Source organism: Cellulomonas sp. CW35 (genome assembly GCF_052378485.1).
In the GTDB taxonomy this organism is placed as follows: Bacteria; Actinomycetota; Actinomycetes; order Actinomycetales; family Cellulomonadaceae; genus Cellulomonas; species Cellulomonas uda.
Map to the genome: position 1 here is coordinate 2,066,604 of NZ_CP199000.1, position 15,662 is coordinate 2,082,265.

Sequence of the window (15,662 nt, forward strand, 5' to 3'; positions counted from 1 at the left end):
CGCCGCCGTCCGCCCCCCGTCCGCCCACCGGACGGCGCGTCGGCAGGCGCGTCGACGACGACCACCGGGCGAGCCGACCGGCCGGTGGGCCGCACGGGTGGGCATGCGCGAGGAGCGCCCGACCGTGGTGGTCGGACGCCCCTCGAGCGTGCTGGCTGCCGCGTCCCTCGGGTCAGCGGCGGCCGTGCCCCCCGTGCTTCACGACGAGCGTCCGGACCGCGGACACCGAGGCGTACGAGTCGTCGCCCTGGTACTTGGCCCGGACCGTCACGTCACGGGTCACCGCCGGCAGCCGGAACGTCGCCTTCCCCTTCTGGAGCGTCGCGACGAGCGGACGGCCGCCGGCCTCGAGCGTCACCTTGCCGGTCGGCGAGGGGGCACCGGCCACCCCGGCGACCGTGACCGCGATGGTCGGACGCGTGCCACGGGTGACGGTCCACGACGCGGTCGACAGCGCGATCGTCGGCGTCGCCCTGGTGACGGTGAGCCGCACGGGCGCGGAGGTCGAGGCGGTCAGGTCCGCCGAGCCGCCGTACACCGCGGTGAGCGTGTGCGTGCCGCGCGCGAGCGTGCGCGGGAGCACGACCGTCGCGGTCGCCGTCGCGCCCGACCCCGTGAGCGTGCCCGCCCCGAGGACCCTCGCGCCCTCGCGGACCTGGACCACGCCGGTGGGAGCGCCCCCGGTCGACGTGACCGTCACGGTCGCGGTGACCGTGCCGCCGAACGACACGGTCGTCCGGTCGAGGGACAGCGTGGTCGTCGACGTCGCCTTCGCGACCGTCACGGACAACGAGCCCTCGGACCCCTCCCATGCCTCGTCGACCGGGACGAGCACCGCCCGCAGGGCGTGCGTACCCCCGCCCAGCCGGACGTCGAGGCTCGCCCGGCCGAGCTTCACCGGGACGGTCCCGAGCCAGGTGCTCCCGTCGACGAACGTCACCGTGCCGGTCACACCCGCGGGCGTCACGGTCGCGACGAGCGTCTGCGTCGCGCCCGCGACCGGGTCGCCGGTCATCGTGAGCGTCGTGGTGGTCGGCCCGGACGACGCCGGCTCGACCGTGAGCCGCAGGTGGACCGTGGTGCCGCTGGGGCTCGCGACGAGCGTGAGCTCGTGCTCCCCCGCCGCCGTGCCCGCGGGCACGACCGCGGACACCGTGGCCGCGCCGCCGGTGACCGTCGCCGTGCCGATCGACTCACCGTCGAGCCGCACGTCCAGGCTCGTGTTGCGCGGCGAGCCGAGGCTCGTGAGGTCCAGGTGCGACACCTCGAACCCGAGCGTGCCGCCCGCCTCGACCGACTCGGGTGCGTCGCTCACGGCCACGGCGTGCCGCGCGAAGTCGGGCGACAGGCCGGGGTGCGCCCGCAGGTACGCGATCCACGCGTCCCGGTCGACCAGACCCGAGTCACGCGTGTCGCTGCCCTGCGTGAACACCCGGAAGTTGTCGCCGCCCGTCGCGAGGAACGAGAACGTCCCCACGCGGTAGTCGGCTTCCGCGTCCAGCGGCTCGCCGTCGATCGTCACCGACGTGATGCGGCTGCCCTCCGGCAGGCTCGCGTCGTACGTGTACGACACGTTGTCGGAGAGCCCGAGCTGCAGGTATGGCCGGCTCGGCACGTTGCCCGCGGCGTCACGCTGCCACTGCTGCTCGAGCATCGTGCGGACCTGCGCACCCGTGAGCGTCGTCGTCCAGAGGTTGTTGACGAACGGCAGAACGGCGTTCGCCTCGGCGTACGTCACCACACCGTCCGTCGTCTCGGCGCCCGAGCGTGCGTACAGCAGCTCGTTGCGCAGCCCGCCCGGGTTGACGACGCCGATGTCGGCGCCGCCCAACCGGTCCTCCGCGAGGGTGTCGCGCAGCGCGTTCGCCACCAGGTTCCCGAGCGTCGACTCGCTCGCGCGGTCGTCGCGACCCGTCGTCGGCAGCGGGCCGGAGCCTGTGTAGACGCCGTCCACGTACGAGCCGCCGGAGTACGCCGTCGTGATGTCCGCCGTGACCGAGCCGACCGGCTCGCTGCCGACCTCGTTCGCGTACGCGACCGCCGCGTCGACGATCGTCTTGACCTCGGCCACCCGCGGGAAGGCCGCGACCAGGTCGGCGTCCGCCGTCGTCGTGCGCGCCACGTTCGCCTCGGTGTGCGCGAGGACCTCGTCGGTCGCCCGGTCGTACGTGAGGACGACCTTGCCCACGAACTCGCCGTACGAGCCCGTCTGCACGACGGGTCGCGTCGCACCCGGGACACCGGGGACGTCCGCCGACCACGCGTACTGCTTGTGGGTGTGGCCGGTGAAGATCGCGTCGACCGCCGCGGACGTGCCCGTGACGATGTCCGCGAACGCGCCGCCCGCCGCGACCTCCTGCGCGAGCGTGGCGCCGTCGGGCGTGCCCGCGCTCGCACCCTCGTGGTACTCGGCGACGACCACGTCGGCCTCACCGTTCGCCTCGTCGCCGTCGGTGAGCCGCGCCGCGACGCGGTTGACCGCCTCGACCGGGTCGCCGAAGTCGAGGTCCGCGATCCCGGCCGGGGTGACGAGCGAGGGGGTCTCCTCGGTCACCGCGCCGACGACCGCGACGTCGACGCCGTCCATGTCGACCATCGCGTACTCCGGCAGCACCGGGTCCGTCGTGCCCTTCGCGTAGACGTTCGCGCCGAGGTACGCCCACGCCGCGTTGCGGTCGTCGTCCGGGCCCACCACGCGGTCCCGCAGGTCCGCGAAGCCCTGGTCGAACTCGTGGTTGCCCACCGCCGAGGCGGCCAGGTCGAGGGCGTTGAGCACGTCGATCGTCGGCTGGTCCTGCTGGACCGCCGACGCGAACAGCGACGCACCGATGTTGTCGCCGGCCGACAGGAACGCGACCGGTCCCGGTGCGGCGGCGCGCAGCTGCTCGACCGTGCCGGCGAGCTTGACGGTGTTCGACCCCGCGGCGGCGGACTCGATGCGGCCGTGGAAGTCGTTGATGTTGAGGAACGTCAGGTCGACCGTGCTGCCGGCCTCACCCGCGTCGAGCCCCACGACCACCGGGTCGTGGTCCGACGAGCGGTACTCGTCGGACGCGTAGTACAGCGCGCCGTGGTAGTCGTACCGGCTGTACTCGAGCGCGATCGACTCCTCGGCGTTGATCTCCCAGACGTCCGCGCCGGTCGCCCGTGCGAGCGCGTGCTCGTTGAGCAGCACGTGGTCCAGCGACCCCGACAGCCCGCCGAACGAGTACGAGTACTCCCCCGGCGCGAGCTCGGTCGTCGCGTCCGCGTAGCCCGCGTCGTACAGGACCTGGAGCGGGTCCTCGAGGGTGTACGCGTTGAAGTCCCCGACGAGCGCGACCGACTCGACGTCGCCCTGGATGTCGGCGACCCAGTCCCGCAGCGCGGTCGCCTGCGCGACGCGCGACGCGTTCGACGCGCCCTGCCCGTCGCCCGCGTCCGCATCGCCGGGCAGCGGTCCCGCCGAGCCCTTCGACTTGAGGTGGTTGACCGCGACGAGCACCGGCTCGCCGCCGCCGACCGGCGCGAACACCTGCGCGATCGGCTCGCGCGCGTTGTCGAACGGCTCACCGGAACCCGACAGGGTGCCCAGCGCGCGGGACTCGCCGACGCGTTGCACGGCGGCGGGCTGGTAGATCAGCGCGTTCGAGATGACGTCCATCTCGCCGACCGGCGGCAGCTGCGACGACGAGGGCACGAACGCCCAGCGCTCCTCGCCCGCGGCGTCGTTCAGCGCGTCCACGAGCGTGCCGAGCGCCTCGTCGGCGACGCCGTCGACCACGAGCGAGTTCTCGATCTCGAGCAGCCCGACGACGTCCGCGTCGAGCGCGTTGATCGCCGTGACGATCTTCGCCTGCTGACGCTCGAGGTCCGCGGGGTCCCACGCACCGCGCGGGTCGCACCCCTCGCGCACGGTCACGCCGTCGCCGGTGCGGTCCGTGTACGGGACGCAGCCCGGCGTCCGGGCGCCGAGCGTCGTGAAGTAGTTGAGCACGTTGAACGACGCGACGGTGAGGTCGCCGCCCACGTCGCGCGGCGAGTCGGTCCGCGTGTTCTCGACCGTGACCGGGCTGTTCGCCAGACCCTGCACCGGGCGCGTGGGGTCGAGCTTCCACGTGGAGTTCACGTAGGTCACGACGACCGGCTCGTCGAACGTCACCGACGCACCGACCCGCACCGGGTTCTCGAGCGACACGTACGACGGGACGAGCCCCTGGTTCGCGGTGCTGAGGAAGTTCGTCGTCGCGCCGTCGTCGAGCACGACGCCGCGGGCCGCGTTGTCGTCCTTGACGGCCTGGACCGCGGCGGTGTCCTGCGGGTCGGCCACCTCGGTCCACTGCAGCAGCGGCGTGGTGCCCGTCGCCAGCCCGAGCTCCCCGTACTGGTTGGTGGAGAACGTGTTCGTGACCGTGAGGTCGCCGGTGGGCAGCAGGAGCATCGACTCGATCGCCTCACGTGCCGCGGCGGTCGCGGGCCACGCGCCGGTGAGCGGCGTGACGCTCGCGTCGGAGTCGAGGACCTCCAGCCCCGCCGCGCTCGTCACGGTGATCTCGGTGAGCCCCTGGAACTCGCTCACCGCGCCCGTGACGCGCACCTCGTCGCCGATCGTGACGAGGTCGTCGGTGCTCGCCGAGAACACGAAGATCGCGTCGGACGCGGTGCGGCTGCCGAGGGCGCCGCCCGTGCCGGCGGTCTGGATGACGTAGCCGTTGCGGCCGCCCGTGGGGTACGCGGCGGTGACCACGCCCTGGGTCGTGACCGTCCGGCCGGCGTACGGCGACGTGTCACCGGTCCCCTGGACCTCCGCGATCGGGACGACGGTGGGGTCGGGGTCGGGGTCGGTGCCGCCCTGCGCGCGCTGCGGCGTCGGAGCGCCCGCCGCGAAGTCCGCGGCGTTGTCGGCCGTGTTGGTGTGCTCGTCGTCGCGCGAGACCGAGGTGGTCGCACTCGCCGCCGGCGCGGGGCCCGAGCCCGCGTACGACGACGCCGTCGGCCCGTAGCCGACCAGGTCGACCACCGGGTCCTGCCCGGCGCAGCCCGTCGAGCACGTGAGCGACGTCGTCGAGCTCACCAGCGCGACCTTGCCGGCGGTCCCGCTCAGGTTGATCGCCCCGTCGACGTCGACCTCGAGCGCGGCGCCGTTCGACCCGCCCGCGCCGCCGACGAGCAGGTAGCCGCCCGCGGCGATCGAGCCGGTCAGCGGCGTGGTGTTCGTCCACGAGCTCCCGGTCGCCGACGCGTACTGCACCGACCAGCCGGAGAGCGCCACGGGCTCGTCACCCGGGTTGTACAGCTCGACGAAGTCGCGGGCGAGGACCGCCCCGGAGTTGCCTCCTGCGCCGTACACCTCGTGGACGACGACGGGTGCCGTCGGTGAGACGGCAGCGTTCGCCGGGGCGGCGGTGGCCGCACCTGCGAGCACGACGGCGAGGGCGGCGATGCCCCCGGTCAACGATCTGGTGCCACGGAGCACGGGGGCTCTCCTTCGTCGGGGAACGCACGAGCGGTCGCCCGGTAGGGCGACCCGCGTTCACCCTGACGCGCAGCCCGATTTGTCGCAACTACTGGTGAGTAACGATGAGGTGAACTCATCGGACGTCCCATGACGAGCACGTGACGCCGGGTCGTCGTCACCCGTCCGGGGAACGGCGCGGACCGGCCGGGGGACGACGACGGCCCCGGGCGGACCTCCGTGGGAGGCCGCCCGGGGCCGCCGTCGCGCGTCGCTCAGGCCCGCAGCGTGGCTCAGGCCCGCAGCGTCGCGCCGAACCGCGCCCCCGCCTCCGCGACGACCGCCTCGCGCACACCGGCGGTCTCGGCCGCCGTGAGGGTGCGGTCGTCGGCACGCAGCCGCAGCGAGAACGCGAGCGACCGGTGCCCGGGGGCGACCTGGTCACCCTCGTACACGTCGAACAGCCGCACGTCCTCGACCACGTCGCCCGCGGCGCTCGCCCCGGCTCCTGTGCGGACCGCGTCCAGCACGTCCGCGGCCGGCACTCCGGACGGCACGACGAGCGCCACGTCCTCCTTCGCCACCGGGAACGTGGAGACCCCGCGCGCCTGACGCGCCTCGCGCGGCGCGGCCGCCAGCAGCGCGTCGAGGTCGAGCTCGAAGGCCGCCGCGCGGGCCGGCAGGTCGTGCGCCGCGACGACGTTCGGGTGCAGCTCCCCCGCCCAGCCGAGCACCGCACCGTCGGCGGTCTCGACGCGAGCGCACCGCCCCGGGTGCCACGGCGCACGTGCGCCGTCCGCGACGAGCCGCACCTCGAGACCCGCGACCTGCGCCACGCGCTGCACCGCCGCGATCGCGTCACCGTGGTCGGCGCGGCGACCCGCGCCCCACACCCCGGCCGGCTCGACGCGTCCCGCGAGCACGCCCGCGACGTGCCGCGGCTGCGGCGGGACCGCGGCCTCGAGAGCCGCGAGGTCCTCCTGCGACGGCCGCACACCGCCCGGCAGCGACAGGGCGGCGCCCGCCCCCGCGCCCGGGCGGGTGACCAGACCCACCTCGAACACGCAGACGTCCACGTTGCCCCGGGCCACGTTGCGACGCGCGGTGTCGAGCAGCGTCACGAGGAGGTCGGTGCGCATGAACGGCTGCGCGTCCGAGAGCGGGTTGACCAGGCGAACCGCGCGACGACGCTCGTCGTCGCGCGGCAGCGCGAGCGCGTCCAGCTGCTCGGTCGACACGAACGGGTAGCTCAGCACCTCGACCAGCCCGGACTCGGCGAGCGAGTCCGCGATCCCGCGGCGCGCGCGCTGCTCCCACGTGAGCCCCAGCCCCGCGGGCGCCGGAGGCACCACGGACGGGATCGCGTCGTAGCCGCGCAGGCGGGCGACCTCCTCGACCAGGTCGACCCCCGTCGTGAGGTCCGGGCGCCACGTGGGCGGCGTCACCGCGACGACGCCCGGACGCACGTCGCGCACCTCGCAGCCGATCTCGGTGAGGACCGAACGGACCTCGTCGTGCGTGTACGGCACGCCGACGAGCCGGCCCGGCTGCTCGAGGTCGAGCTCGAACGACGCGACGGGCGTCGTGCGGTCCACGTCGGTCAGCGCGACGTCCGCGGTGCCACCACCGTGCTCGACGAGCAGGTCGACGACCCGCTGCACCGCGACCCGCGGCAGGCGCGGGTCGACACCGCGCTCGAACCGCTTGGACGCCTCGCTCGGCAGCCGGTGCCGACGCGCGGTGCGCGCGACGGACACCGGGTCGAAGTGCGCCGCCTCGATGAGCAGGTCGCTCGTCGTCGGCCCGACCTCGGTCTCGCCGCCGCCCATCACCGCCGCGAGGCCGATCGGCCGCGAGCCGCGCCCGTCCCGCGAGTCGGTGATCAGCAGGTCCTGCGGGTCGAGCGTGCGCACCTGGTCGTCGAGCGTGCGGATCGTCTCGCCCGGGCGCGCCCGGCGGACCACGATCGGCTCCGCGAGCGTCGCCAGGTCGTACGCGTGCAACGGCTGGCCCAGGTCGAGCATCACGTAGTTGGTGACGTCGACCGCGAGCGAGATCGGTCGCATGCCCGCCTGCTGCAGCCGGCGCTGCAGCCACGCCGGCGACGGGTCGTCCGCCCGCACGCCCCGCACGACCTGCGCGACGAACCGGTCCGCGCCGGGCACGCCGTGGATCGGCGCGTCGTCCTCGATCTCGACCGCGAACCCGGCCGGACGCTCGTCGACCGGCTCGGGCAGACCCGGGTCGGTGAACGCCGCACCCGTCGAGTGCGCGTACTCGCGTGCGACGCCCCGCATCGAGAAGCAGTACCCGCGGTCGGGGGTCACGTTGATCTCGAGGACCTCCTCGCCGAGCCCGAGCAGCTCGCGCGCGTCGGTGCCGACGGGCGCGTCGAGGCCGAGCTCGCTCAGCACGATGATCCCCGAGTGGTCCTCACCGAGGCCCAGCTCGCGCGCCGAGCAGATCATCCCGTCGCTCACGTGCCCGTACGTCTTGCGCGACGCGATCGGGAACGGCCCCGGCAGCACCGCGCCGGGCAGCGCGACGACGACGTGGTCGCCCACGTCGAAGTTGTGCGCACCGCACACGATGCCCCGCGGGCCGCGCGTGCCGTCCTCGGCGACCTCGTTGTGCTCGTCGCCCACGTCGACGCGGCACCAGTTGATCGTCTTGCCGTTCTTCTGCGGCTCGGGCGTGCGCTCCACGACGCGCCCGACGACGAGCGGACCCGTCACCGCGGCGGCGTGGATCGCCTCCTCCTCGAGACCGACGCGCACGAGGTCGGCCGCGAGCTGCTCGGCCGTCAGGCCGGCCGGGAGCTCGACGTGCTCGCCGAGCCACGACAGAGGGATGCGAGGCATCAGATCACCGCCTGGAACTGGGTGGAGAACCGCACGTCGCCCTCGACCATGTCGTGCATGAGGCCGATGCCGTGGCGGAGCATGAGGGTGCGCTCGATGCCCATGCCGAACGCGAAGCCCGAGTAGACCTCCGGGTCGACACCGCAGGCCCGCAGCACGTTCGGGTTGACCATGCCGCAGCCGCCCCACTCGATCCAGCCGGGCCCGCCCTTCTTCTGCGGGAACCACAGGTCCATCTCGGCGGACGGCTCGGTGAACGGGAAGTACGACGGGCGCAGCCGCGTACGGGCGTCGGGCCCGAACATCGCCTTGGCGAAGTGGTCGAGCGTGCCCTTGAGGTGCGCCATCGTCAGGCCCTCGTCGATCGCGAGGCCCTCGACCTGGTGGAACACCGGCGTGTGCGTCGCGTCGAGCTCGTCGGTGCGGAACACCTTGCCCGGGCACGCGATGTACACCGGCACGCCGCGCTCGAGCAGGGAGCGCGCCTGCACCGGGCTCGTGTGCGTGCGCAGGACCAGGTTGGACGGCGCGTCGGACCCGGCGGGGTCCGCGACGTAGAACGTGTCCTGCATCTGGCGCGCGGGGTGGTCGACACCGAAGTTCAGCGCGTCGAAGTTGAACCACTCCGCCTCGAGCTCGGGACCCTCGGCGATCTCCCAGCCCATCGCGACGAACACGTCGGCGACGCGCTGCTGGAGCACCTCGAGCGGGTGGCGCGCGCCGCGCGGGCGACGGTCCACGGGAAGCGTCACGTCGACGGTCTCCTCGACGAGGACACGCGCGTCGCGCTCGGCCTCGAGGACGACCTGGCGCTCGGCGACCGCGTGGTTGACGCGACCGCGGGCCTGCCCGACGAGCCGGCCGGCCACGCCCTTGTCGGCGGGTGCCAGGCCGCCGATGGCGCGGTTCGCGAGCGCGAGCGGGCTGCGGTCGCCCGTGTGCGCGAGGCGCACGGACTTCAGGGCGTCGAGGTCGCCCGCGGCGGCGACGTCGGCGAGTGCCGCGTCGACCGCGGCGGCGACGCCGGCCTCGTCGAGCGGGGACAGGTCAGGTGCGCTGCCGTCGGCAGCAGCAGGGGTCTCGGACATCCGAACCTTCCGAAGGTGGGCGTGCGGCAGGCGCGCCCACGGCGCGCCCGACCAGCGGGCAAGTCTAGGCGCCCGGTCCGGGGCCGTCCGGGAGGTCCAGCACGCGGCGGCGCCCGTCCGCCCCCACGGGGCGACGAGCCTGCGCGGCTCCGCTCACGTGCGCGTCAGCGCGGCCCGGGAACGGGCTTCGGAAATCGGCGACCAGCCGCCGCGCGTCGAGCGATCACGTGCCCAGCATGGCACGGTCCGGCGCGTGCGGGCCACCGTCCTGCCCGGTGGTCGGCCAGGGCGGCGGTCGGTCGATGGTCAGCCGGTCGTCCCCCGCAGCGGAAGGCGCTCGACCGTGCGGTACAGCGGACCGCCGCCGCGCCCCGCGCCCGGCATGGACTCCACGACATGCACCGCCTCGACGCTCCAGCGCGGGCCCTCGTACACCGCGAGCGCGCGCACGAGCGCCGCGAGCGGGTCGTCCCCCGGCCGCGCGGCGTCCCTGGGACGTCCGCCCTCGGCCGCGGGTCGCGACGAGCGGCGGCGCGGCGGTCCGCTACCCGGGCGCGCGCGGCCGATCGTCAGGTGCGGGCGCCCGCGCACCCGGGCGTCCTGCTGCGCGCCGACGAGCTCGCCCGCGTCGCGGGACGCGCGCACGACGTGCTGGTGCGCGTCGAGCGCACCCGCCGCGCCGACCCACAGCGTCCGGTGCGAGAACACCCCCGCACCGCGCAGGCCGAGCGGGTAGGGCGCAAGGCCCGCACAGGCCGCGTCGAGCGCCGCGACCAGGTCCGGCACGAGGCCGTCGGGAACGTCCCCGTAGAACGACGTCGTCAGGTGCCAGGTCTCGCGCGCGGACCAGCGCACGTCCGACGACGGGCCCGACGGACCGCCGCGCACGCTCGCGAGCGTGAGGTCCAGGTGGTCGAGCACCTCGTCGGACGGCCACACGGCCGCGAACGCCCTCACGAGGCCCGACCCGCTCCCGGCCGCGGGAGCGCGGGCGCGCGCCGCTGCGCCCGGGCGCTCGCGTACAGGCACACGGTCGCCGCCGTCGCGAGGTTCAACGACTCGGCACGCCCGTGCAGGGGCACGCGGACCACCGCGTCCGCGAGCGCACGGTCGGCGTCCGGCAGACCCCACGCCTCGTTGCCGAACAGCCAGGCCGTCGGCGCGGCCAGGTCGGGCACGCCCGCGGGCGCCGCCCCCGCGACGTCGAGCAGGTCGTCGAGGTCGTGCTCCCCCGCGCCGTCGGCGGCCAGGACCGCGAGCCCGGCGGCCCGCAGCGCAGCGACCGCGTCGCCCGTGGCGACCCCGTGACCGACCGGGAGGTGGAAGAGGGAGCCGGCGGTCGAGCGGACGACCTTCGGGTTGTGCACGTCCACGCTCGCGGCGCTCAGCAGCACGCCGCCCGCCCCGGCGGCGTCCGCCGCCCGGATGACCGCACCCGCGTTGCCCGGGTCGCGGACCTGGGCGAGCACCGCGACGAGCCGCGGGGCGGCCGCGAGCACCACGTCCGACCCTGGCTCGAGCAGGTCTGCGACCGCGACCACGCCCTGGGCGTCCGGGCTCATCGCCGCCAGGACCTCGTCGTCGCCGAGCGTGGTCCGGATCCCGCGCCGCGCGGCGGCCTGGACGATCTCGTCGTACCGCTGCGCCGCCGCCGGCGTGAGGTACAGGTCGCGCACGTGCACGCGACCGGTGGGTGACACGGCTTCGCGCACGGCCTGCGGCCCCTCGACGACGAACCGGCCGTGCCGTTCGCGCGCCGCGCGTCCGGCGAGCGCGCGCACCGCACGCACCCGGTCGCTGCGCGGGTTGGTCAGCAGGTCTCGTGCATCCACGGGTCCATCATCGCGGGTCGTGCCGCTCGGGGACGACGAAGCCCCCGGCACCGGGCCGGGGGCTTCGTGGGAGAACTGCTCACGCGTGTCGCGTCAGGCCGCCTTGGGGGCGTTGACGTCGGCAGGGAGCGCGTCCTTGGCCGCCTTGACGAGCGTGTTGAACGCCGCCACGTCGTTGACCGCGAGGTCCGCCAGGACACGGCGGTCGACGTCGATGCCCGCGAGCTTGAGGCCCTGGATCAGACGGTTGTAGGTCATGCCCTCCGCGCGGGCCGCAGCGTTGATGCGCTGGATCCACAGCTTGCGGAAGTCCGACTTGCGCGCCTTGCGGTCACGGTAGGAGTAGACGAGGGAGTGGGTGACCTGCTCCTTCGCCTTGCGGTACAGACGCGAGCGCTGGCCGCGGTAACCGCTGGCCCGCTCGAGGGTCGAACGACGCTTCTTCTGGGCGTTGACCGCCCGCTTCACGCGTGCCACGTGATGCTCCTTGCTTGGTCAGGGCCGGAAGGACCCCGGGCGCCGAGGGGCGCCCGGACGAGTCACTTGCCGAGCAGCTTCTTGATCTTGGGGGTGTCGGCAGCGGAGACGACCACGTCACCGGCGATGCGGCGGGTGCGGCGGCTCGACTTGTGCTCCAGCAGGTGGCGACCGTTGGCCTGCTCACGCATGACCTTGCCCGTCCCCGTCACGCGGAAGCGCTTCTTGGCACCGGAGTGCGTCTTGTTCTTCGGCATGGCTGCCGTGTCTCCTTGTCGTTCGCATCGCACGGGTTCGTGCGACTCGCTCGGGGGCCGGTCCGCGGGGGCGTCCCGGCCGTCTCGGGTCAGTCGGTGCTGCGCGGCGCGCTCGGTCGGGGCCGGGGTGCCGGCCGCGGCGCGGCGGGCTTGGCGGCCGTGGCGCTCGGCTTGGGCGTCGCCGCCGGCTTCGGCGCAGCAGCGGGCTTCGGCGCAGCAGCAGGCTTCGGCGCAGCAGCAGGCTTCGGCGCAGCAGCGGGCTTCGGCGCAGCAGCGGGCTTCGGCGCAGCAGCGGGCTTCGGCGCAGCGGCGGGCTTGGCGGCGGCTGCCGGCCGGGGTGCCGCGGCGGCAGCCGGGCGGGCCGGCTTCTCGGCCACGGGCTCGGCGGCACGCGCCTGCGTCGTACCCTCGTCGCCCTCGTCCGTCGCGCCGGTCGTCGGCTCGTCCGTCGCGCCGTCCGTCGCGTCGGTCTCGACCGCGGCGGGGGCCTCGGCGACCACCGCGGCGGGCGCCGGGGCGCTCACCACGGATGCCTCGTCGGCGTCGTCCTCCGCGTCGGACGCGGAGGCCTGCGCGGCCTTCGCGGCGGCGTTGGCGTCGCGCGCCGCGGCGGCCTGCGCCTGACGACGCTGCTCCTGGCGCTGCTCGGCCTTCTTCTTGGTCGGGCCGATCACCATGATCATGTTGCGCCCGTCCTGCTTCGGGGAGCTCTCGACGAAGCCGAACTCGGCGACGTCGGCGGCGAGCCGCTGCAGCAGGCGGAAGCCCATCTCCGGGCGCGACTGCTCGCGGCCACGGAACATGATCATGACCTTGACCTTGTCGCCGGCCTTGAGGAACCGCTCGACGTGGCCCTTCTTGGTGGCGTAGTCGTGCGGGTCGATCTTGAGCCGGAAGCGGATCTCCTTGAGGACCGTGTTGGCCTGGTTCCGCCGGGCCTCGCGGGCCTTCATGTCGGCCTCGTACTTGTACTTCCCGTAGTCCATGATCTTGACCACGGGCGGGCGCGCGTCGGGGGCGACCTCGACCAGGTCGAGGTCGGCGTCCTGGGCCAGGCGCAGTGCGTCCTCCACGCGGACGATGCCGACCTGCTCGCCGGCAGGGCCGACCAGGCGGACCTCGGCGACGCGGATCCGATCGTTGATGCGGGGCTCGCTGATGGGTGCTCCTCCAGGTTCGTCGTGACGGACCGCCGGGGACGAAGAAGGCCTCCGTCCCGGGTACAGGTGGAGGCCTCTGTCGATCCGGCGCACGACGAGCATGCGCACGCACGACGCGCGTCCTCCCGGCGAGAGCCGGGACGGCGGACGTCGTAGACCGGACCCGGACCCTGTCGCCGGCTCGCGCCGGACGGTCGGGACCAAGGTGGGAGAGACTCCACTTGTGCACCTGGGCCGCGCTCCGGACCCTCACGGGCGTCGGGACACAGCACAGGTCAGTCGGTGGACGAGGCTACCAGACACAACGACGTGCCGACACATCGGGGTGATGCGACCCGGCACCTCGCGCGAGCGCGCGGCGCGGGCACCGGCCCGGCAGGGGCGACGACCACAACTGGAACTGTTCCATTACTTGAATCGTTCCAGTTTCTGTGATGGGGTGGGTCCCATGAACGACGACGAGCTCCTGCGCAGCCGAGGCCTGCGGGTCACGGCGCCGCGGCTCGCGGTGCTCGAGGCCCTGACGGCCTCGCCGCACGCCGACGCCGACGCTGTGCTGCGCGGGGTACGCACCCGCATGCCGTCGGTCTCCGTGCAGGCGATCTACGACGTGCTCGCCGCGTTCACCCAGGCGGGCCTCGTGCGCCGCATCGAGCCCGCCGGGCACCCCGCGCGGTACGAGCGTCGCGTGGGCGACAACCACCACCACGTGGTGTGCCGCGCGTGCGGCGCCGTCGAGGACGTCGACTGCGTCGTCGGTGAGGCGCCCTGCCTCGAACCGAGCGGGACCACGGGCTTCGCCGTCGACGCCGCCGAGGTGACGTTCTGGGGTCTGTGCGCGCACTGCCGCGGCGACGACCCGCACACCACCGGGTAGCTCCCCCGACCGCTCCCCCACCCGTCCGCGTCACGCACCGCGTGCCGCGGGTCCCCCACGACACGGACCGGCACCGCCGGGCCGTGGACCGTCACGCCCACCTGCGAGAGGACACCCATGTCTCACGTGCCCGCCACCACGACGAACTCCGGCGCGCCCGTCGCCTCCGACGCGCACGCGCTGTCGGTCGGCGCGGACGGCCCGATCGTCCTGCACGACCACTACCTCGTCGAGAAGCTCGCGCAGTTCAACCGCGAGCGGGTGCCCGAGCGCGTCGTGCACGCCAAGGGTGGCGGCGCGTTCGGCACGTTCACGGTGACCGGCGACGTCTCCTCGTACACGCGCGCCGCGGTGTTCCAGCCGGGTGCGACCACCGAGATGCTCGCGCGCTTCTCGACCGTCGCCGGCGAGCTCGGCTCGCCCGACACGTGGCGCGACCCGCGCGGCTTCGCGCTGAAGTTCTACACGTCCGAGGGCAACTACGACCTCGTCGGGAACAACACGCCCGTCTTCTTCATCCGCGACGGCATCAAGTTCCCCGACTTCATCCACTCGCAGAAGCGCCTGCCCGGCTCGCACCTGCGCGACAACGACATGCAGTGGGACTTCTGGTCGCTGTCGCCCGAGTCGGCGCACCAGGTGACGTGGCTCATGGGTGACCGCGGCATCCCGGCGTCGTGGCGGCACATGGACGGGTTCGGCTCGCACACCTACCAGTGGATCAACGCCGCGGGCGAGCGGTTCTGGGTCAAGTACCACTTCAAGACGCAGCAGGGCATCAAGAACCTGAGCGCCGACGAGGCGTCGCAGCTCGCGGGATCGGACGCGGACGTGCACATCCGCGACCTGTACGAGCACATCGAGGCGGGCGACTTCCCGCGCTGGACGCTGTCCGTCCAGGTCATGCCGTACGAGGACGCGAAGACGTACCGCTTCAACCCGTTCGACCTGACGAAGGTGTGGCCGCACGCGGACTACCCGCTCGTCGAGGTCGGCGTGATGGAGCTCAACCGCAACCCGGAGAACTACTTCGCGCAGATCGAGCAGGCGACGTTCGCGCCGAGCAACTTCGTGCCGGGCATCGCGGCGAGCCCCGACAAGATGCTCCTCGCGCGGATCTTCTCGTACGCGGACGCGCACCGGTACCGCGTCGGCACGAACCACGCACAGCTGCCCGTCAACGCGCCGAAGTCGTCCGTGCACTCGTACTCGAAGGACGGCGCGGCGCGCTACCACTTCGAGTCGGCGACGACGCCGGTGTACGCACCCAACTCGGCGGGCGGTCCCGCGGCCGACCCGACCCGCGCGACCGACGGCGGCTGGGAGTCGGACGGCGACCTGACGCGCGCCGCGGCGACGCTGCACGCGCAGGACGACGACTTCGGTCAGGCCGGCACGCTCTACCGCGAGGTGTTCGACGACGCGGCCCGCGCGCGCTTCCTGGACACGATCACCGGTCACGTGGGCGGCGTGCGTCGCGCCGACATCCGGGAGCGGGCCGTCCAGTACTGGACGCAGGTCGACGCGGGCCTGGGTGCGGCGCTGCGCGCCCGGCTCGAGGGCACCGCGCCCGTCGAGACCGGCACCCCGGCGACGTCGGCGACGCCCGTCGCCTGAGCCACCACCGAGCGGCCCGCGCGAGCGACCGACGGACGACCCCCGCACGCCCAGGTGCG

At 74.1% G+C, this 15,662-nt stretch carries 10 protein-coding genes; 2 read left to right on the forward strand and 8 right to left on the reverse strand.

The features are described from left to right. Positions 1-172 precede the first annotated feature (172 nt). The 8 genes from ACT17Q_RS09480 to infC all read right to left on the reverse strand — a co-directional run bounded on the left by ACT17Q_RS09480 (position 173) and on the right by infC (position 13,211). Positions 173-5,455, reverse strand: a complete 5,283-nt coding sequence (locus ACT17Q_RS09480) for an ExeM/NucH family extracellular endonuclease (protein ID WP_444662081.1) — start codon at positions 5,453-5,455, stop codon at positions 173-175. A 272-nt stretch (positions 5,456-5,727) separates the two neighbouring features. After that, the gene (gene pheT / locus ACT17Q_RS09485; RefSeq protein ID WP_444662083.1) at positions 5,728-8,295 is read right to left on the reverse strand and encodes a phenylalanine--tRNA ligase subunit beta; all 2,568 of its coding nucleotides are present in this window, start codon (positions 8,293-8,295) and stop codon (positions 5,728-5,730) included. Next, positions 8,295-9,383, reverse strand: coding sequence for a phenylalanine--tRNA ligase subunit alpha (pheS, locus tag ACT17Q_RS09490; protein ID WP_268530986.1), 1,089 nt, complete (start codon positions 9,381-9,383; stop codon positions 8,295-8,297). The genes pheT and pheS overlap by 1 nt, the downstream gene beginning before the upstream one ends. 306 nt (positions 9,384-9,689) lie before the next feature. Beyond that, positions 9,690-10,340 carry an RNA 2',3'-cyclic phosphodiesterase gene (gene thpR / locus ACT17Q_RS09495; protein ID WP_444662085.1) on the reverse strand — a complete coding sequence of 217 codons (651 nt, stop codon included), beginning with the start codon at positions 10,338-10,340 and terminating at the stop codon, positions 9,690-9,692. Beyond that, entirely contained in the window at positions 10,337-11,215 is an 879-nt protein-coding gene (locus tag ACT17Q_RS09500; protein ID WP_268530990.1) for a TrmH family RNA methyltransferase, read from the reverse strand. The genes thpR and ACT17Q_RS09500 overlap by 4 nt, the downstream gene beginning before the upstream one ends. A gap of 93 nt (positions 11,216-11,308) precedes the next feature. Further along, complete coding sequence (gene rplT, locus ACT17Q_RS09505) at positions 11,309-11,692, reverse strand: 50S ribosomal protein L20 (RefSeq protein ID WP_444662088.1); 384 nt, start codon at positions 11,690-11,692, stop codon at positions 11,309-11,311. Positions 11,693-11,754: 62 nt separating this feature from the next. Continuing rightward, positions 11,755-11,949 carry a 50S ribosomal protein L35 gene (gene rpmI / locus ACT17Q_RS09510; protein WP_013883985.1) on the reverse strand — a complete coding sequence of 65 codons (195 nt, stop codon included), beginning with the start codon at positions 11,947-11,949 and terminating at the stop codon, positions 11,755-11,757. An 89-nt stretch (positions 11,950-12,038) separates the two neighbouring features. Further along, the gene (gene infC, locus ACT17Q_RS09515) at positions 12,039-13,211 is read right to left on the reverse strand and encodes a translation initiation factor IF-3 (RefSeq protein ID WP_444665379.1); all 1,173 of its coding nucleotides are present in this window, start codon (positions 13,209-13,211) and stop codon (positions 12,039-12,041) included. A gap of 346 nt (positions 13,212-13,557) precedes the next feature. Here infC and ACT17Q_RS09520 point away from each other — a divergent pair, with 346 nt between their 5' ends. Continuing rightward, on the forward strand, positions 13,558-13,986 hold the full coding sequence (locus ACT17Q_RS09520) for a Fur family transcriptional regulator (RefSeq protein WP_094179843.1): 429 nt from the start codon (positions 13,558-13,560) through the stop codon (positions 13,984-13,986). 117 nt (positions 13,987-14,103) lie between these two features. Continuing rightward, the gene (locus tag ACT17Q_RS09525; protein ID WP_444662091.1) at positions 14,104-15,603 is read left to right on the forward strand and encodes a catalase; all 1,500 of its coding nucleotides are present in this window, start codon (positions 14,104-14,106) and stop codon (positions 15,601-15,603) included. The last annotated feature ends 59 nt before the right edge of the window (positions 15,604-15,662 follow it).

What these genes read in the sequence shown, in the direction of transcription:
- rpmI (WP_013883985.1), bottom strand. Translation starts at nt 11,949, where the DNA reads ATGCCGAAGAACAAGACGCACTCCGGTGCCAAGAAGCGCTTCCGCGTG.
- ACT17Q_RS09525 (WP_444662091.1), top strand. Translation starts at nt 14,104, where the DNA reads ATGTCTCACGTGCCCGCCACCACGACGAACTCCGGCGCGCCCGTCGCC.
- ACT17Q_RS09520 (WP_094179843.1), top strand. Translation starts at nt 13,558, where the DNA reads ATGAACGACGACGAGCTCCTGCGCAGCCGAGGCCTGCGGGTCACGGCG.
- pheT (WP_444662083.1), bottom strand. Translation starts at nt 8,295, where the DNA reads ATGCCTCGCATCCCTCTGTCGTGGCTCGGCGAGCACGTCGAGCTCCCG.
- pheS (WP_268530986.1), bottom strand. Translation starts at nt 9,383, where the DNA reads ATGTCCGAGACCCCTGCTGCTGCCGACGGCAGCGCACCTGACCTGTCC.
- infC (WP_444665379.1), bottom strand. Translation starts at nt 13,211, where the DNA reads ATGCTCGTCGTGCGCCGGATCGACAGAGGCCTCCACCTGTACCCGGGA.